The sequence below is a fragment of the Microbacterium panaciterrae genome, assembly GCF_039541635.1.
In the GTDB taxonomy this organism is placed as follows: domain Bacteria; phylum Actinomycetota; class Actinomycetes; order Actinomycetales; family Microbacteriaceae; genus Microbacterium; species Microbacterium panaciterrae.
This window is the reverse complement of sequence record NZ_BAABGP010000026.1, coordinates 56,013-75,829: the sequence shown is the minus strand read 5'-3', so window position 1 is coordinate 75,829 and position 19,817 is coordinate 56,013. Positions and strand designations below refer to the sequence as shown.

Here is a 19,817-nt window from a genome sequence, read left to right as displayed (position 1 = left end):
CCGTGGTCTCCTGCCAGCAATGGCCGTCTCCGTCGGCATCGCCCTCTCGGCGACCTGCCTGTCCGGGGTCTCCGCCTCGGCCGCCCCCGCCGATCCTCTCGCCGTCGACTTCTCGCAGACCACCGGAGCGTTCCGCGGCGGTGCGACGGGGACGCTCTACGGTCTCGGCGACGACGGCGTGCCCAGCCAGGCGGTGCTCGACGGCGCACGCATCACCAACACCTCGCAGAAACCGCCGCAGGGTGCGCAGCACCCGAACGGCGACGCCCTCCAGGTCGAGAAGAGCTTCTTCGCCGGAGGCGGCAAGGACCTCTACGTGTACGCCCAGGACATGTATCCCGACTGGGCCTACAACGGCGGCAAGCGCCCCGGCGACGCGAACGGCGACGGCGTCTGGGACTACCTCCCGATCCTCAAGCAGGTCGTGGAGGACGTCGCGACGAAATCTCAGGATCCGTCGAAGTACGTGTTCATCCCGTTCAACGAGGCGGACGCGGGCAACTGGTACCCCAACTGGTCCACCCAGAAGGACCAGTTCCTCGCCGACTGGTCAGCCGCCTACGACACCATTCAGAGCGTCTACGCCGAGCACGGTCTCGGGCACGCGCGCGTGGGCGGCCCCGGCGACTCGACCTGGCACGCCGATCGCAGCGCCGACTTCCTCGGCTATGCGAAGCAGCACGCCCAGCTGCCCGACGTCTTCATCTGGCATGAGCTCGGCACGAACAACCTGGCGACCTTCCGCGGCCACCACGACGCGTACACCGCGCTGCTGAAGCAGCTCGGGATCGATCCGATCCCGGTCAACATCACGGAGTACGGCATGCTGCGCGACATGGGCACGCCGGGCCAGCTCGTGCAGTGGATCTCGATGTTCGAGGACGAGAAGGTCGACGCCCAGACCGCGTACTGGAACTACGCCGGCAACCTCTCCGACAACTCGTCACGGAACAACGGCGCCAACGGCGGCTGGTGGATGTTCAACTGGTACGGCGATCTCGCCGGTGCGCAGACCGCCGCCGTCACGCCGCCGCACCTGAACACGCCGGACACGCTCCAGGGGCTCGCAACGATCGACGATGCGAACCGCAAGGCCACCGTGCTGTTCGGCGGAGGCTCGGCCGATGTCGCGCTGAGCGTGAAGGGACTGGACGTCTCGACGTTCGGCGAGACCGTGCAGGTGCAGGTGCGCGCGGACCGGCTGAACGGCGCGGAGGGTGCTTCGCTCCAGCCTCCCGTCGTCCTCTCGACCACAGCGAAGATCCGCAACGGCGAGCTCCAGCTCACGGTTCCGAACAGCGACCGCTACGCGGCCTACCAGCTGCAGATCACGCCCGAGACGACCGATCCGCAGCCGGTGTCCACGGCACTGGTGAACAGCACGGAAGCCGAGAACGCGACGATCGCGGGCGCGACCGTCTACAACCAGGACCCGTCGCGGGAGTGGTCGTTCATGGCCTCCGGCGGCAAGGATGTGGGGTCCTTCAACAAGGCCGCATCATCGGCGACCTGGAACGTGACGGCGCCCACCACGGGCGACTATCGGCTCTCCGTCCTCGGCGGCGCCAACCAGGCACCCGGGATGCATGCGCTGTTCGTCGATGGGGCCTTCGATCAGCTTGTGAAGTACTCGGCTGACCTCGGCTGGGGGTACCGCGGCACCACCGACGTCACGCTCCACCTGACCGCCGGCACGCATGCGCTCTCCGTGCGCGCCAGCAAGGACGGCAGCACCCTGCTCCCCGGAGCCGACATCACGCTGGACCGCTTCGACCTCTACGACATCACCGCGGGTGAGCAGGCCGTCTACCCGGCGGCGGAGGCCCGGCTGACCGGAGACGCGGCGTTGTCCTGGCAGAGTCCGGCCGCACGCGGGTACGCGACGATCACCGGCAACGCCTCCGCGACGTTCTTCGCGACCACGGCGGAGACCGGCTACTACGACGTCACCGTGCACTCTGCGACGACGGGCACGGGCGCGACCCTCTCCCTCGGGGTGAACGGCCGCACGATCGCCCTGCCCGCCACGAGCGGACCGGGTACGTTCGACTCGACCGTGCGGGTGTTCCTCCCCCAGGGCGTGAACGAGCTCGCGGTGCGCGCCTCGGCGGGCACCGCCCTCATCGGCGGAATCTCCACCCTCCGCGGCGCCGTGCAGAAGGCGGCCGACTCCGACCCGGCCGCGGTGTTCCACAGCGAGGCCGAGACGCTGCCCCGGTCGGGCGCCGCGGTGGTCCAGACCGAGCCGGCGAACTCCAACGGCTCGGCCGACGCGCAGGGCGTGGTGCGTGACGTCGGGTACATCGGCAACGGTGCGGCCAACACCCTCACCATCCCGCGTCCCACCGGTTTCGCCGCCGGCGACTACCAGCTCGTGATCGCCGCCGCCAACGCCGACAAGTCCGCGGCGATCAACTACAACCCGCAGGTGATCAGCCGCTTCCTGGACGTCGCGGAGACCGGCGGCGCCAGCACGAGGGCGGCGTTCCGGCACAACTACTCGTGGAACAGCTTCTGGGACAAGACCGTGCCCCTCACGCTGACCACGGACGCAGGCGCGCTGACACTGGGTAACGCCACAGCATACGGTCCGAACGTCGACACGGTCACGCTCGCGCACTTCGTGTCGGGTGCGCCCACGACGGTGAAGGTGCAGACCGGCCTCGGCCGCAAGTGACATCGTGGGGGCGTCGGCGAAGGCCGACGCCCCCATTGTCTTCCCGGAGCGGCCCGGCGCACCCGACCCCCGCTCCCCCGACCGCCGACCCCCGTTCCCCCGACCGCCCGGCTGCACGGGATCCCGCCGAGTGCACGGTCTGTTCGCGCGAACAACCCGTGCGCTGGGCAGCATCCCGTGCAGCCGATCCGGCATGAGCGGGCAGGACGGTCAGAACCCTGCCCCGTGGGCTTGGAAGGGGGCGATGATCCCGGTGTCCTCGCCGGCTCGGGCGAGCGCTTCCGCCGGGGATACGTCGGCGGCGAGTCGCTCGTGCATGACGGCCAGCAGGTCGCAGGCGACCTCGTCAGCGACCACGACCGGGGAGGCGATCACGCACCGGGTTCCTGCGTGCAGCCAGGCCCGGGTCATCCCGATGGCCTCGTGACCCCAGCGGATCGACGAGCGGCCGAGTTCGCAGGACGACAGCACCACCGTGTCCGGGACCGTCGGGATGAGGTCGATGTCGTGGCCGAACAACGCACCGTCGGCGAGTTCGAGGCCGGAGAACAGCGGGTTCTCGGCCGCATGCCTGCCGTGCGCGGCGATGTGCAGGGTGCCGACCCGCGCGGCGAGGTTCTCGACCTCGTCCACGGTCGCCGCCTCAGGATCCAGGATCGTCGCCGCGGTCCACGCCGACGCCGCCCGCGCCACCTCCTCCGCGCCGCGCGAGACCCGAGGGCCTACGACGAAGCCGACGCCGGGCGCGGGCTCCCCGACCCGATCCGCGGCCCACTGGCTCGCCGACAGCGCGATCGTGAACGGCCGGTGGCGCATGCCCGGCAGCATGCCCCACGGGATCCCGCCCAGGATGCCGGGCACCGTGATCGCGGCGCGCCGGTCGCCGATCGTATCGAGGACGGGGCCTACAAGCGCCGCGCCCAGCGCCGCGAGTCGCTGCTCGAGCGACTCCCGCACCGACGCCAGCAGCGGCCCCGACCGGACCGATGCGCTGACGTCGAGGTCGGCCCGCAGCCCGGCGTACACGGGACCGACGCTCGCCCAGGGCCCGATCTCGACGACACGCGCGCGATCCTGGGTCACGGCGAGCGCAGTGAGACCCGCCCCGTCGAACACGTAGGAGACCAGCGCGGTGCCGGATCCGAGGGTCGCGCGGAGCTGTTCCAGCGAGAGGCGGTCGCGCATCCCGGCTGCGGCCGTCGATGACCACTGCCTGCGACGGACACGCTCGCTCAGCTCCGCCGCCCGCGGCGACGAGAGCCAGTCGCCGTTGCCGGCCTCGGCGCGCAGCGTCCGCAGTTCGGCGAGATCCGCCGCCAGCGCCTCATCCCGCGGAGGGCGCACGGGAATCGCCTGCTGGCTGAGGTGCCGAGAGCGCTCCGACCACTCGAACATGACATCGGGACGCCGCGAACGCACGGCGGACCGGAGTCCCTCGAAGATCAGCCCGCTTCCGTGCATCGCGAGCGAGGTCGCGAGATCGAGGCTGCCGAAGGACCGCTGCCATTCGGCGAGCGCGTCCAGCCCGGTGGCGGCGTGGTGCCTCGCCTCGTACTCGTCACCACGCGCTTCGGCGCGGGCCGAACGGACCTCGTGTGCGAGCAGACGCACCGGAAGCGGCGCATCCGGTGCCGTCCGGATGACCGTGGCCGGTACCGGTGGATCCGGCTGGCCCGCAGCCCAGAGCTCCCGCGTCAGCCGCAGCGCCGCCGCGTCGGCGCGCGGGCCGCTCACGTGCAGCGCCGCGATGACCGCGTCCGCCTCCGACATCACCCCGGGAGGGATCCGTGGCCGCGCACCGGACTCGTCCTCCGGCGTGAACCGCGCCCGCAGCCGCAGGGCGTCGGCGCGCAGCGCCCACCCGTCGCTGCCGGCCGCACGGAAGGTGCGCGCGGCGGCGGTCGCCACCACCACCGCCTGCGACGGGGTGTGCGTGAGCAGCGACCGCGCCAGGTGGAACTGCGCCTGGCCTTTCGCCTGGCGCATCCGGTTCGCGGCGAAGACGGCGATCACCTGCTCCAGGCTCTGCTCCGCCTCCCGCGCGAGTCCGGCGTCCCGGAGCACCTCCGCGCGATCGAGGTCGCAGATGGCGGCGTTCACCGCGGATGCGGCGGCGAGCGCTCCCCGCGCCTGGCCCATGGTCTCGAGCGCGGCGATGAGATCGCCCTCGAGCAGCGCGATGTAGCCGGCGTTGTGCATGGCCATCGCACGCTCCACCTCGCCCCCGACGGTCTCATAGTCGCGGGCCGCCTGCTCGACGTCGGCCCGCGACGCGGCGAGCCTCCCGGCCTGGCTGTGCGCGACGCTCCGATTGACCAGCATCGGGGCCCGGTGCTCGGCGTCGTCCCCGATTCCGGCGATCCCCCGGTCCAGCAGCGAGACGGCCTCCTCGAGCGCTCCCCGCTCCAGCGCGAGCAGCCCGAGCTGTCCGTAGACGATCGCGGCCGTGCCCTCGGACACGCCGGGAAGCGCGAGAGCCTGCCGACACAGCCCCTCGGCAGCCTCCGGATCCCCCTGCCGGGTCGTCAGCGCCGCGAGCGATCCCGCGATGCGGGCGCGCAGATCCGGATCGTCGGTGCGCTCGGCGGCGAGCGACAGCACCCGCCGTGCCGCCGCATTCTGTCCCGCGTTCAGGTAGGCGCGACCACGACGGTGCAGCTCGGCGGCGGAAAGGGTCATGCCACCAGGATGGCCGCTCCTCACTCCCGGCGCGAGAGGTCCTCGGCGTGAAGATCGCTCACCACGGTCGCCTTCGCCGTATCGGGATCCGCGCCCGCCACGAGCTGCGCCGCGATCCGGCCGGCGGCGACGGGAGCGGCGAAGGAGGTGCCGCTCCACACGCCGAAACCACCGCGGAAGTCATCGAGGTCAAGCGTCTGGCGGCAGTGCCCGCCCGCATCGTCCCTGGTGCCAGCCTGGAGGCCGCCGTCGAAGACGACGGGCACGGTCGAGACCACGGAGACGCCGGGGGCGTACACCTCGACCCATTCCCCGATGTTCGAGAACAGCGCGACCGAGCGATCGGACGGGTTGAGCGCCCCGACCGACACCTGACGACCGGGGTCGTCCGCGGGGATGGCCGCCGGGTAGGTCGGCCTCGACGTCGCCTCGTTGCCGGCCGAGCAGACGACGACGCAGCCGCGCGCCCGGATCTCGTCGAGGAGCACGCGCAGCTCGGAGAGGGTGCTCGTGTCACCCGGGACCTCGTGATAGAAGCTGAACGACAGGTTCAGCACCCGGACCTGGGAACCGCCGCGCTCCTTTTCGAGGACGACGTCGTCCATGAACGCGATGAGCCGCCCCAGCGCCCCGATCAGGTCGTTCTCCAGGATCACGCCGTGGCCGTCGGCGACCCGCACGGGCAGGATCATCGCGTCGGGGCACTCCTGGCGGACGATCCCCGCGATGAAGGTGCCATGCCCGGCGGCGTCGTCGAAGAGACCGTCCAGCGGTTCGCCGAGCGAGGGTTCGCGCTCCGGATCGGTCGGCGACGACGGTTCGATTCCGATGGGCTCGCCGGTGCGCAGCCGGGGTTCGATCACGGCGTCGGTCAGCCAGGGATGCTGCCCGCAGCCCGTGTCGAGGATCGCGACGATCGGAGGGGTCTCGTCGGGATGGCTGCGACGCGGAGCCGGCCCCACGAAGGTCACCGGCTGCCGGCCGCCGGATCCGATCGCCCCGTAGCTCGCGATGCCCACCGTCCCCGCGTTCGCCGTGAACGGGTTCGCGGTGAAGGGATTGGCCGTGAACGGGTTGGCGGTGAAGGGGTTCGCGGTGAAGGGGTTCGCCGTGAACGGGTTCGCCGTGAACGGATCGGTCGTCAGGACGTGGTTGAGGCTGATCCCGCGCTGCCCCCACTCGGTCCTGCGCGCCTGTCGCAGCACCGCCCACGCGTCGGGTGTCGCGGCGATGCGCTCCTGATCGGCCGCCACGCCGAGGCGGATCCGTACGGAGGTGCTCACCCCTCGGGATCGCCCAGCACCCGCACGCCCCTCGGCGTCGCGCGGGCTCTCGGCCGGCTGGTCGCGGTCATCGGAGGCGACCGACCAACCCGCGCTGCCGGCCAGCGCCTGCAGATTCTTGAGCGCGTCGGCGTGCGCCTCGCCGGGGTGGATCAGGAGCTCGTCGGCGACGTACAGGGTCGGAAACACGGTTCCCGGTTCCTCGCCCGCGGGGTCGAGCAGAGCGAACCGCGGGACGGTCCTCCACTCCTCGGGCGTGCCCTCGTCGGGCTTTCCCCCGCGCTCATCGCCTCGATCGCTCATGGCCGCTCCTCACTCACACTTCGAACTGGGGTGTCTGGAATTCGTGCTGCTCACCGTCGCCGGTCCTGACCACGATGCGCAGCCGGGACATGCCCGGGGGGATCGATGCGAACTCGAAGCGTCCGTGCTCGCCTGCCTCGGCCGCCCATTCCCGCCCTTCCTGCCCGATGCGGATGGCCAGCGCCTCGGCGTCCACCCATCCGTCGACCCGCCGGGATCCGTCTTCGGTCGCGGTGATGTGCAGCAGCACGCTGGTCTCGCCGTCGCTGAACTGCAGCGTCGCGGTATCGGTCTCGCCGCGGACGACGGCGAGCGTCGACGCCTCGACGAGGGTGAGCAGGGTGTATTCCCGGGAGAGGTCGGCGACGGCGACCGCCGCGACCATCCGGTCGACGAGATCGGCCGGCATCGGATCCTTCTCCTGCCACAGCCCCCGGAGCCGCGCGAAAAGCACGGCATCCGGATCTCGGCCCTCGTTCTCCCGGATCATGATTCTCCCCATCCGTCGCCCTCGAGCAGGGCGCGCAGCTTGCCCAGACAGCGCTGACGCGTCGGGCCGATCGACCCGATCGGCATCCCGAGGTCCTCGGCGATGCGGGCATAGTCCGGACGCTCCTCGAACGCGACGACCCGCAGCAGCCTCTGGCAGCGCTCGTCGAGCCTGCCGACCGCGAGCCAGAGGCGGCGGGAGGTGTCATGCGTCGCCGCGCTCTGCTCGGCCGATTCGTGCGGGGCGAGCTGGACCTCGAGCACGTCCGCATCCGTCGCCTCGGCGCGGCGGTGCCCCCGTCCGACGCGCCACGCCTCGCGGCGCGCGCACACCATCAGCCACCCCGAGATCGCCTGAGGGTCGAGGATCGATTCGTGCCGGCGCACCAGCGTCAGCCACGTCGTCTGCACGACGTCCTGCGCGAGCGCGGCATCCAGCCCGTACGCGCGCACGACGTGCCAGAGCGAGGGCGTCATCAGCCGGACGAGATCGTCCATGGCACGGGCATCGCCGTCGCGCCAGCGCACGAAGAGGGAGCCCGCGCGCTCCCAGCGCGCGGGCTCCGTGAACTCGACCGGGATGTCGGTCCCCAGCGCCATACGGTCAATTGTGTCCACATCGAGGAGAGGGCGATAGAGCCCGCCTGATACATCGGATTTCCTCGACGATCACACCCCGTCCTCGTGTATCTGAGCGACCGCAGCGGCCTCTTCCCCCGTGACGATCACTTTCGGGAGGCTTCCAGTGTCCACTTCATATGCGCTCGATCTCGCCTACACGTTCCGACGCTCGCACGCGGTGCTGACCGCGGCGATCGCCGGCGGCACCGGCGATCAGGACGTCGCGACCCTCGCGGCGATCGAGAACCTCCTCGTGTCCGCCGCCGACGACTACCGGGCGCGCAGGTACACGTCGTCGATCGACGAATACACGCAGGCGCGTCAGCTGATCTGGGGGCAGCTGTTCCCGCTGACCCAGTACAAGAACAGCATCGTGGACGCGCTCGACCTGTCGAAGCCGCTCTTCTCGTACGCGGCGGAGTGGCTCAACGTGCTCCCCGTGGAGCAGGGCCTGGACGGGGTGCGCCCCCGCGAGACCGTCGTCGTCGACGCACCGGTCTACGGCCTGCTCAGTGCCGCCACCGGTGCTGCGCAGACCGCGGCCGTCGCCGACTACCGTCTGTCCCAGACCCTCGCGGCGGGCGGCAGCGCCAAGTCGTCGGCGTTCTTCCTGCAGCGGGCGAGCGCTGAAGCACCCGACCTGATCGCGCAGATCAAGAGCGTCGAGACGCCCGCGGCGCCCGCCCCGGGTGCTCCTGCACCCGCGGGCCCTGCGCCGATCCCGGGGCGCGGAATCTCGCCCGTCGCCGATGCACTGAACACCGGGATCCGGATCGCTCCCGCCCTTAACCTCGCCGAGGGCCTCTCGGCCGCTGGACCCCTCCTGTCCGCCCGCAGCTTCGCGACCGGCCTGCTCGACGCCGGCCTGCGCATGCCGGCCGACCCGGTAGCGGTCGCCATCCCGCCCGCTCTGACCGTCGCCCAGCGCACCTACGCGTTCCCCGTCGGAGATGTCGCACAGTCGATCGTCTGGTCGGAGGGATCCGCGCCGGATCCCGCGAAGCTCATCGACGGCCTGTACGCGTCGCGCGTCGGCCTCGCCGTGCTCCCCGATGTGCTCATCGCCCCGGAGAAGGCGGCCGACGTGGCCGCGGGCCTCGCGCACTCCTGGTACTACGAGACCACCCTGGGCCTGGCCGAGTGCTATCACGCGATCGGCCAGTGGGCGACCGCGGAGTCGTGGTATCTGAAGGCCGCCTCCTACGCCTACCTGAACGCCGCCGTCGAAGCGCCCTACGTGTGGGCCCGCCTCGCGACGCTGTACCTCGACTGGGGCGACTCGCTGTTCCGGGCCGACGATCCCGCCTCCGCCCTGCCCGTCTACGAGAACGTGCTCACGGTCGACGGCACGGCTCCCGCCGGTCAGCTGTACACGCTGGCCCCGCTCACCCCCGCCGCCGATCAGGCGCGCCAGGCGATCTCGCAGCTGTCGAACCCGTCCGCGATCACGGCGAGCCCGGCGATCACCGCGGTGCTCTTCGACATCCAGTCCCGCCTCGCCAAGATCGCCGGCGGACTCGACTTCTGGGGCCACTGGGCGCAGCAGGTGCCGATCTGGACGTTCGACTACCTGCAGTCCGTGGCGGTGAACTTCTGCCAGCTCGCGATCGGCGCCGAACGCGACTCGATGTCGTTCTGGGAGAAGGCCGACTCCGGCACCCTCACCCGCACGCAGCTGACCCAGAACGTCAGCCAGTCCGCGGCGGAGCGGCAGGCGGCCCAGCGCGCCGTGGACGCGGCGAACGCCGAGGTAGGCGCCTACCAGGCGGCGAAGTCAGTGGCTTCTCTGCGGGCGCAAGATGCGCGCGCGAACGCCGCCGAGTACACGTCGAAGTCCTGGGACTGGACGATGCACCAGGCACTGTCGCAGCAGCTCTCGGGCGGCGAGGACGGCGACGCCGGCCAGCTGAACGCGCTCGCCGACCGCATGATGCAGGGCGGCTACTCGATCGACGGGGATCGCGGCACGCTCGCGGCGGCCGAGGGGCTCACCTCGGCGCGGCAGCAGCGCGACTACGAGATCGACACCATGAACCGGCAGGCGGGAGAGCTGGATGCCGCCGCCGCCCAGGCCGACAAGGAGGTCGCGGCCGCGCAGGCCCGGGCCCTCGCCACGCAGGCCCAGGCGAACGCCGCCGCCGTCCGCGTCGCCAATGCCCAGCAGCTGCTCGCCGCGTTCGACGACCAGCGGTTCACGCCGGATGTGTGGAACGCGCTCGGTGACCGGATGAACCAGATCTCGGGGCGCTACCTCACCATGGCGCTCGACGTCGCCAAGCGCATGCAGCGGGCGTACGACTTCGAGAACGATGTCGTGATGACCGTCATCCGGCCCGACTACTCGGCGGACGAGGTGCACGGACTGCTCGCCAGCGACAGCCTGATGGCCGACATCCAGTCGTTCACGTACGACCTCGTGACCTCCACCGCGCCGAAGCCGCAGCCGATCGCTCAGACGATCTCGCTCGCCGAGCGGTATCCGTTCCTGTTCGAGACGCAGCTGCGCCGCACCGGACGGATCCAGTTCCAGACCGGCCTCGACGACTTCGATCTGCGCTACCCGGGCACGTACGCCGGACGCATCGAGGCGGTCGAGGTGGCCGTCGACGGGATCGTCCCGTCCCGGGGTCTCAGCGGCACGCTCACGAACGCGGGCATCTCGCAGTACCGGGTGCCGGCCAGCGCCGGGTCCGGCGTCAAGCACCGGGTGCAGACGGGCGAGACGCTCGTGCTCTCGGACTTCGACGTCCGGCGCGACGCCCTGGTGGATCACCCGGACGCCCGCCGGATGCGGGTGTTCGAAGGCGCGGGTGTGGCATCCTCCTGGACCCTGGAGTTCCCGAAGGACGCCAACGAACTGCAGTTCGCGAGCCTGATCGACGTGCGGCTGACCTTCACCTACACGGCGCGGTTCGATCCCGACCTGAAGGCGACGGTGCTGCAGGAGCTCGCCTCCCGTCCCGGCGCGAACGACCGCACGCGTCCCTTCCCGTTGCGCTGGGTGTTCGCCGACGCGTTCTTCGCCTTCTACGGCACCGGGGTGCTCGACGTCTCGCTCGACCGCATCGACTTCTCCGCGACGGAGACGCTCCCGGTCCTCACCGGGCTGAGCCTGGTCGCGAGCGCCACCCCGGCGACCGGGGCGGGCGGCCTCGTGCTGACCGTCACCGCACCGGGAGCGGCACCCGTGAAGGTCACCACCGCGGCCGACGGATCCGTCGACGCGACGGCGCTGGCCGCCGCCGTCACCGGACAGAGCGCGTTCGGCGGCTATCGGATCGCACTCGCCGCGGCCGACAACCCGGGACGCGTGCACAACGGCGCGCTCGCCCTCGACGACATCGACAACATCGCCCTGATCCTGAGCTACTCGTTCACGCCGCGGGCGTGAGCGGGCACGAGCGGAACGAGGAGTCGCCATGAGCGTGGACATCGGGTTCGCCAGCCAGACGCCGTCGCTGCCGGGAGGGGGATCCGCCGCCGGCCTGGGCGAGACGTTCTCGCCGGATCTGAGCACCGGAACCGGCACCCTCACCGTGCCCCTCGAGGTGCCGAACGGTCCGAACGACTGCGGACCCAAGCTCACCCTGCGATACGACTCGGCCAGCGCCAACGGTCCGTTCGGCGCGGGATGGACGCTGGCCCTGCCGCGCATCGTGCGCTCGACGATGATCGGCCGGCCGCATTACGACGACAGCGACACCCTGGTGCTGGAAGGATCCGGCCCGCTGGTCCGCCGCGCCGATGGCACGCTCACCCCGCAGGTGGCCACCGGGGACTGGACGCTCACCGTCGCGGGCGACGGGTTCGTCGCGACCGACCGGGCCGGGACCCGGTTCACCCTCGGCACCGCCCCTGAGGCGAGGATCCCGGGGGCAGGAGGTGCGCCGTGGGCGTGGCTGCTGGAGCGCATCGAGGACAACGTGGGAGAGGCGAGCGTGTTCGGCTGGCGTGCCGACAGGGCGCAGCGCTACCTCGACACGGTCGCCTACGGCCCGTTCACGGTCGCGTTCGCGTACGAACCACGGCCCGACCGGCTGCGCTGGGGACGCGGCGGATTCCTGCTGGAGACAGCGGAGCGCTGCGCCGGGATCGAGCTGCGCCTGCCCGGCGACGCGCACCCGCTCGTGCGGCGCTGGACGCTCGGCTATCGGCAGGGTGAGCCGAACGGGGCGTCGCAGCTCGCGTCCGTGACGATGAGCGGATTCGCCGCCGACGGATCCTCACTGGATGCTCCGCCGCTGACCTTCGGGTACACGACGCCCACTGCGCCCCGGCTGCAGGCGGTGCCGGCGATCGATGCGGGTGCCACGCCTCCCGCGCTGGGCGGCGGCCGCGTGGAGCTCGTGGACTGGACCGGCGACGGGCTGGCGGACATCATCGAGTTCGGGACCGGCGGCACCGCCCGCGTGTGGCCCAATCGCGGCGGCAGCTGGGGGCGCCCGGTCGGGGTCGGCACGGTGCCGGCGCTGTCGGCACCGGACGCTCGGGCCGCGCTCGTGGACATCGACGGCGACGGCCTCGCGGATGTGGTGCGCTCCGATCTGCCGCTCGCGGGCTATCAGCCGCGCACCGCGGACGGGTTCGGCGTTCCGCGCTCGTGGTCGCAGGCGCCGACGGTCGCGCTGGGGGCGGCCTCCGTCCGCCTGGGCGATCTCGACGGCGACGGCCTGCCGGATCTGCTGTGGAGCACGGGCACCGCGCTGCTGATCGCCTCGCGCACCGAGACGGGCTGGAGCGAGAAGCCGCTGGTCGTGCCCTCGACTCCGGACGGGCCGCCCACCGACCTCGCCGACCCGCGCGTGTTCTGCGCTGACATGACCGGAGACGGCACGCCGGATCTGGTGCGCGTCGACGGCGCGGGCGTGCGCTACTGGCCCTACCTGGGCTACGGGGTGTTCGCGCCCGCCGTCACGATGGCCGATGCGCCCGTGCTGCCGTTCGACACGAACCCCGCCGACGTGCTCGTCGTCGATCTCGACGGCGACGGCTGCGCCGACGTGCTGCACCTCGCGGCGGGGGTCCTCACCTGGTGGCCGAACCGCGCGGGCGACGGCTTCGCGCCGCCGCGGACCATCGCGCACCTGCCCACGGGCGGGATGAGCGACGTGCGGATCGCCGATGTGCTCGGCACCGGTGCGCCCGCCGTCGCCTGGACGGCGACCCTGCCTTCGGGTCGGGCTCGCTGGTTCGCCGTCGATCCCTGCGGCGGGGTGCATCCCGGGCTCCTGGCGTCGATCGACAACGGCGTGGGGCGCCGCACCGAGATCCGGTGGACCACCTCCGCCCTGGAGGCGGAGCGGGACCGTTCCGCCGGCACGCCCTGGAGCACCCGGCTTCCGCTGGTGCTGCCGGTGGTCACCGGAACGACGGTGACGGATGCCGTGAGCGGACCGGTCGCGCAGACGCAGTACGCGTACCACGACGGGCGCTACGACGGCGTGCTGCGCGAGGTGTGCGGGTTCGGCCGCGTGACGACGACCGAGCGGGGCGACGCGGACGTCGCGACCCTGGTGACCGAGCACCGCTTCCACGTCGGCCTGACCGACGCGGGGGCCGAGCCGGTGACCCGCGCCGAGCGGATCCGCGCCCGCGCGATCCGCGGGCGCATCCGCCGGATCGACCGGCGCGGCCTCGATCCGGCACCCACAGGCATCCTCTTCGACCGGTTCGAGCAGTCCTGGCAGGTCGTCGACGGCCCCGACGGCACGGTGGTGCCCCGGCTGGCCGGCTCCGTCAAGAGCGTGTTCGAGGGTGCCGCCGATCCGGTCTCGACGATCCAGACCGCACAGCTCGCCTTCGACGCCGACGGCAACGTCATCGAGGCGCGGGAGCGCTCGTTCGCCGGTGCCGCGCAGACCGGGGAGCTGCACACCCAGACCGAGTACGCGGTGGACCCGACCGGCAGATATCGCCAGCGGGTCTCCCGGATCCTGCAGCAGGACGGATCCGGCACGGTCCTCTCCGACCTGCGGATCCGGTACGACGGGCTGCCTGCGGGGCAGATCGGCGCGCAGGGCCTGGTCACCGAGCGGATGGCGCTCGCGTTCACCGCCGCCACCGCGGCCGACGTGTACGGCGCGGAGATGCCCGACTTCGCGGCGCTCGGATATCACCAGGTGAGCGGGGACTCCGGCTGGTGGGTGCGGCTCGCCGCGTACGCACGGACGGACGCGGGGGGCGTCGTGCAGGGCACCGTCACCGGGCCGCTCGGCGGGGTCGCGACGATCGCGTTCGATCCCAGCGGGTGCTACCCCGTCCGCAGCGTCGATGCGCTCGGCAATGTGGTGACCGCCGAGTTCGACCTGCGCACGTACCGTCCGACGGCGGTCCGGCACCCGTCCGGCGCCCGCAGCGCCGCCGTGTACGACGCGCTCGCGCGCACCGTCGCGACGATCGAGGAAGGCGACAGCGCGGCCGCTCCGACCGTGGCGTTCGACTACAGCACGGCCTCGATCCCGCTCGTCGTCACCGCGCATCGGGCGGCCGGTGCCGGCGACGCGCCGAGCGTGGAGCGGCAGTTCCTCGACGGCGACGGACGCATCGTCGAACGGCGGCGCACCGACGCGCAGGGCGAGGTGGCCGATGCCGCCACGCAGTTCGGCGCACGGGGGCTGCCTGTGCGCACGTTCCTGCCGCGGCGGGTGACCGGGCCTTGGGTGGCACCCGCCTCCGGCGAGCCGCACACCGCGGTGCAGTACGACGCGCTGGGCCGGGCGATCCGCACGGTGCGGCCGGACGGCTCGACCGCCACCGTCGCGTACAGCCCCGGGATGGTCGAGGACACCGACGCGTCCGGCGCCCGGACCCGCCGCCATCTCGACCCGGCCGGCCACGTGGTGCGGATCGAGCAGCTGCTTGGAGCCGACTGGATCGCCTCGGCCTTCGAAATCGACGCCAAGGGGGCGGTGTCCGCCGAGGTCGACCCAGTGGGCAACCGGACCGAGTTCACCCGGGATCTGCTCGGGCGCACGGTGCGGATCCGTCGCCCCGAATCCGAGCAGATCGCCGTCCTGGATGCGGCGAACAATCCGGTCGAGTCGCGCAGCGGGGCGCATCGCGTCTTCCGCACATTCGACCTCGGCGGGCGCACGGTCGCCGTGCGCCACGACACCGCCGTCGACGCACCCGTGGTGCAGTACGTCTACCACGACAATGGGGCGACGCCCGCGGATGCGGGTTCCCACACCGACGGCGGGAGGCTCGTGCGCGTCGACGACGAGACCGGCACGACCGTCTTCGACTACGACCTGCGCGGAAACCTGGCCCGCAAGACCGTCACCCCCGCCGGGGGCGCGCCGCTCACGCTCCAGCTCGCCTACCGCTCGGACGACCTCGTCACCTCGATCGCCTATCCGGACGGCACGACGATCGGCTACCACTACGACGTCGCGGGCCGGCTCGCCGCGATCGACGGCGTGATCACCGCGATCGACTACGACGACAGCGGCCGCCGGATCCGCACGTCCTACGCGAACGGCGTCACCACCGAGGACGCGTTCGATCCGCACACCGGATGGCTCTCCGCGTCCGCCGTGCACGCACCAGGCGGGACCCTGCGCGACGTCGCGTACACGCACGACCCGGCCGGCGACCTGCTCCAGATCGCCTCCCCCGATCCGGCTCTCGCGTGGACGTACGCCTACGACGGACTGCACCGGCTCACCGGCGCGACCGGATCCGGGCACACCTACGCGTACGCCTACGACGCGGCGGGGAACCTCGCCTCCGACGGTGCCGGCGGAGGCGCCTACGGATACGGCGGCGCGGGTGCGGCGGCGACGCTGCTCACCTCGGTGGGGGCCGACGCCTACGGCTACGACGACCGCGGACACCTCGCCACGGCGCCGTGGGGTGTGCACACCTCCGATGCCGAGGGCCGGCTGCGCCGCCTCGCGCGCGCCGACGGCGTCACCGAGGACTACACCTACGACCACGCCGGCCGCCTGGCCGTCCGCCGGCGCACGTCCCCGGGGGGCGCGACGAGCCTGGTGCTGAGCCCGGACCGGCTGCTGCGCGTCGAGGACGGCGTCGTGGTGCTGCAGTTCAGCGACGGCGAGGGGATCGTCGCGACCGAGAAGGCCGGGGTGCGGATGTGGCTGCACACCGACCATCTGGGCTCGGTGGTGCTGGCCACCGACGCCGCCGGCGCGGTCGCGGCATCCGTCGCCTACGGACCGTTCGGCGCCGTGCTGTCGCGCAGCGGCGGCGCCGTCGCGCAGGGGTTCGCGACGGGGCTCGCCACCGAGGACGGACCCGGGCTGGTGCTGCTCGGCGCCCGGTGGTACGCCCCGCAGCTCGGCCGGTTCCTCTCCCCCGACTCGATGATCGCCGACGTCGACGATCCGCTCGCTTGGAACCTCTACGCCTACTGCCGCGACAACCCGACGTCGTTCGTGGATCCCTCGGGCCGGAACTTCTGGAAGATCTTCGCCGCGGTCGTCGCGACGATCGCGATCATCGCGGTCGCCGTGATCGTGAGCGTCTTCACATTCGGGATCGCCGCCCCGGGAGCGGCCGCGCTCACCGTCGGCGGGCTCAGCATCACCTGGGGTGCGGTGTTCGCGGCGACGATGATCGGGATCGCAGCCGGAGGGGTGATCGGCGGGATCGCCGCGGCGCGCGCAGGCGGAGACGCCGGCGACGTCTTCCTCGGGATCGTGGTCGGCGGCGCGGTGGGCGGCTGGGCCGCGTTCGGCGCCGCCTTCGCGGGCGTCGCGGTCGCGGGCGGAATCGGCCTCACCAGCGGAACGATCCTCTGCGGCGCCGTCACCGGCGGTGTCGCAGGCGCGATCAACGGCGCCGCGATGGGATTTGCCGCCGGGTTCGCGGGCGGCAAGAACAAGGGCATCGGCGACATCATGGAGAAGGTGCTGGTCGGCGCCGTGATCGGCCTGGTGATCGGCGCCGCGGTCGGTGCGGTGAGCGGCATGGTCGCCCCCAAGACCAGCTTCCAGCAGGATCTGCAGCAGCAGTTCCAGACCCCGGCGCAGGGCGGATCGGCGGCGAGCGCGCCGGGTGCCGCCGCGCCCGCCGGCGGCCTCACCGGGCCCGCCTCGGAGATCAACACGGCGAGCGGCGTCGCGAGCAAGCTCGGCACGGAGGCCGCGGGACGCTTCGTCTCCGCCGCGGCGCCTCACCTCGCCGGGGCGTTCGCCCCCTACGCGGGCATGTACGCCGTGCAGACCGCGATCGTCGATCTCACCGCAGCCGGCGGCGCCGGGTTCTTCGACGACATCCAGCAGTACGTGCGCACGCACAACGTCGACCTCGGCCCGTTCAACTTCATCAAGTCCGATTTCTGATCCGTCCGATTTCTGAACAAGGAGGCAAAGATGCCCGGTTGGTACGTCCACATGGAGGCGGCGCACGACACCGCCCAGAGGCTCCGCGACGGCGATGTCCCGGGAGGCTTCCCGGTGTCGGCGGCGCAGGCGCAGGTCATCGGCGAGCACTGCCACACGTGGCGGAACTATCTCGCCCTGGGATCCCTCGGCCCCGACGTCTTCTACCTGCTGCCCGACTTCAAGAACACGACAGGTCAGGTGATCCGCCAGGTGGTGCAGTGGGCGCTCGACGTGTGGGAGGTGGTCGATTCCGCCTTCATCGGCAAATGGGAGAAGTGGATCGACCCGATCTCCACCAACAACTCCCAGCTCGCGTCGCAGCTGACCGGTGGCCTGTCCACCCAGCTCGCGCAGGTGCTCGACGAGCTCACCTCGGCGATCATGACGGCGTTCAAGGGACTGCTCGCCGAGATGGGCGACTGGTTCGGAGTGCTCACCTCTGGCGTTCCGCAGGGATACGGCGACGACGCCTTCTACTGGTCCGACATCTTCCACTACCGGCGCACCTACCAGTTCCCGTACGTGCTGTTCCAGCAGGCGCAGGACGCCCTGGCCGCGGCGACCACGGACGACGAACGCCAGGACGCGCAGGCGCGCATCGCGTTCGCCGTGGGGTGGCTCTCGCATTGCGCGACCGACGTCACCGGCCACCCCTTCACGAACGCGAAGGCGGGCGGCCCGTACCGCGACCACTGGCAGCGGCACCACCTCGTGGAGAACCACATGGACGCCGAGAACTACGGCGCCCGTCACCCCGGCCCGCTCTACGGCGAGTACGGCACCTCGGCCCTGCATTTCCGGCTCGCGTTCCGGCGCCGCGCCGACGCGCCCTACAACGGCCGTGACGATGCGCCGGCCTATGACTACTGGAGCGGATTCCCCGCCTACGACAACGGCGACGGTCCGACGGCGACGGCTCACCGGCACACGTTCTTCGACCTGGACACGGGCCCCCTGCCCGGCCACCTCGTCGAGGGGCTGCTCGACGCGATGCACGACGTGTACGGGGCCGACGGCCCGCACATCCTGCTGCAGGATCCGCCGTTCTCCGCGACCGATCCGGTGACCGGTCAGCCGGATGGGCGTCCGAACGAGGCGGCGATGGGCGAGATGTGGGAGATCGTGTACCGCTACCTCAAGATGACGAGCTCCGACGCCATCAGCCTGCGGCTTCCGCCGCCCCCGGACGTCTTCACGGATCACTCGTTCCCGACCCCTCCGGGCGGTGGCGGATCCGGCATCGACGACGATCCGTCCCGCGGCGCGGATGTCGACCACGACGACTCCTTCTCGCTGCTCGACCTGCTGCTGGCCCTGTTCGCCTGGGTCGTCTACCTGGCGCAGGTCGTCGCATGGCTGCTCACCGTGCTGCCGGGGCTCATCGTCGACATCACGACGTTCCCGGCGCGCGAAGTGATCTACTGGGCGGTCATCGTGCCGGCCTGGAACCTCTACCTGCTCGCCCGCCGGGCGCTCGTCATGTCGGCGGTCGCGATGCCCAAGCCCGGCGAGATCAACCCCGGGCTGACCACACTCGGCCGCGAGGGCACCTACGACATCGCGTCGGCGCTGGACAACCCGTTCGGCCTGCCCACGGCGACGCCGCCGGTCACCGAGCCGTCGGGACGCCTGCACAGCACCGACGTGCAGGGCCTGGATCACGCGTATCCGCGGGGCATCGTCCGCGACCTGCCGTCAGCGATCGGCCGTCCGGACATCACCGGAGCACTCGGACTGACCGCGCCGCTGCGCTACCGGGCCGACGCACCCGGCGACGAGTTCAAGGCCTCGGAGTGGGTGGCGCCCTGGCGGTATCCGTTCACGAACCAAGCGGGAGCCGGTGTCGCGCAGGAGGGCGCGGCGACGCACGTGGGACCCTACGTCGTCGGATCGTCGTCCACGATCCTGCTGTCGGCTCTCGCCGGGCACGACGGGGCGCGTGCCGACCTCGAGAAAGCGGCGACCCCCGCGGACACCGAGAGCCGGCTCGACACCCACCTGGCGCTGGATCAGCATCTGGGCGGCCCGGTCGACTACGGCGTCTACCTGGTCGGACGGATGGCGGCCGATCAGGCAGCCCGCATTCCGGAGTTCTCCGTCCCGGACTTCAACCTCGACTCCGATCGCGGTTACGCCTGGCATACCTGGGACTGGGACCGCGGCACGACGCGGTGCGTTCCGGGCATCACGGCGGTGGGGTCCGAGGACTACGGATACCCGCTGCCGTGCACTTCGCCGCAGCTGTTCCACGCCGACCACGATGTCCCGAGCCAGCCGGGCCTCTGGTACGTGGAGGCGCAGGGTGTCGCCGTGCACTACGTGCCGGGGCCGAACCCGCCGACCTGCGTGCCGCCGAAGACCCACGATCCGAACACCGATCCGACCTGGCGCGATCGCCTGAAGGGAAGGGGCTGAGCC

General features: G+C 71.7%; 8 protein-coding genes. 4 read left to right on the top strand and 4 right to left on the bottom strand.

Annotated features, from left to right (window positions below):
• Positions 1-19: 19 nt before the first annotated feature.
• Entirely contained in the window at positions 20-2,677 is a 2,658-nt protein-coding gene (locus ABD882_RS18090; protein ID WP_345188865.1) for a CBM35 domain-containing protein, read from the top strand.
• Positions 2,678-2,887: 210 nt separating this feature from the next.
• On the opposite strand, the gene ABD882_RS18085 is transcribed toward ABD882_RS18090, so the two are convergent.
• From ABD882_RS18085 to ABD882_RS18070, 4 genes are read right to left on the bottom strand one after another with little or no spacing between them, the layout of a single operon-like run.
• Positions 2,888-5,356: a CHAT domain-containing protein gene (locus tag ABD882_RS18085; protein ID WP_345188864.1), complete on the bottom strand. Its 2,469-nt coding sequence runs from the start codon at positions 5,354-5,356 to the stop codon at positions 2,888-2,890.
• Positions 5,357-5,376: 20 nt separating this feature from the next.
• Positions 5,377-6,942 (bottom strand): S8 family peptidase, encoded by a 1,566-nt coding sequence (locus tag ABD882_RS18080; protein WP_345188863.1) that lies wholly within the window; start codon positions 6,940-6,942, stop codon positions 5,377-5,379.
• 13 nt (positions 6,943-6,955) lie between these two features.
• Entirely contained in the window at positions 6,956-7,432 is a 477-nt protein-coding gene (locus ABD882_RS18075) for a hypothetical protein (protein ID WP_345188862.1), read from the bottom strand.
• Positions 7,429-8,031: an RNA polymerase sigma factor gene (locus ABD882_RS18070; RefSeq protein WP_345188861.1), complete on the bottom strand. Its 603-nt coding sequence runs from the start codon at positions 8,029-8,031 to the stop codon at positions 7,429-7,431. The genes ABD882_RS18075 and ABD882_RS18070 overlap by 4 nt, the downstream gene beginning before the upstream one ends.
• Positions 8,032-8,176: 145 nt before the next feature.
• On the opposite strand from ABD882_RS18070, the gene ABD882_RS18065 reads away from it, so the two are divergent.
• Genes ABD882_RS18065 through ABD882_RS18055 form a run of 3 tightly spaced genes read left to right on the top strand, consistent with a single transcriptional unit; the run spans position 8,177 to position 19,814 of the window.
• Positions 8,177-11,443, top strand: coding sequence for a Tc toxin subunit A-related protein (locus ABD882_RS18065; RefSeq protein WP_345188860.1), 3,267 nt, complete (start codon positions 8,177-8,179; stop codon positions 11,441-11,443).
• Positions 11,444-11,471: 28 nt separating this feature from the next.
• Positions 11,472-17,357, top strand: a complete 5,886-nt coding sequence (locus ABD882_RS18060) for a toxin TcdB middle/N-terminal domain-containing protein (protein WP_345188859.1) — start codon at positions 11,472-11,474, stop codon at positions 17,355-17,357.
• A 30-nt stretch (positions 17,358-17,387) separates the two neighbouring features.
• Complete coding sequence (locus ABD882_RS18055) at positions 17,388-19,814, top strand: zinc dependent phospholipase C family protein (RefSeq protein WP_345188858.1); 2,427 nt, start codon at positions 17,388-17,390, stop codon at positions 19,812-19,814.
• Positions 19,815-19,817 lie beyond the last annotated feature (3 nt).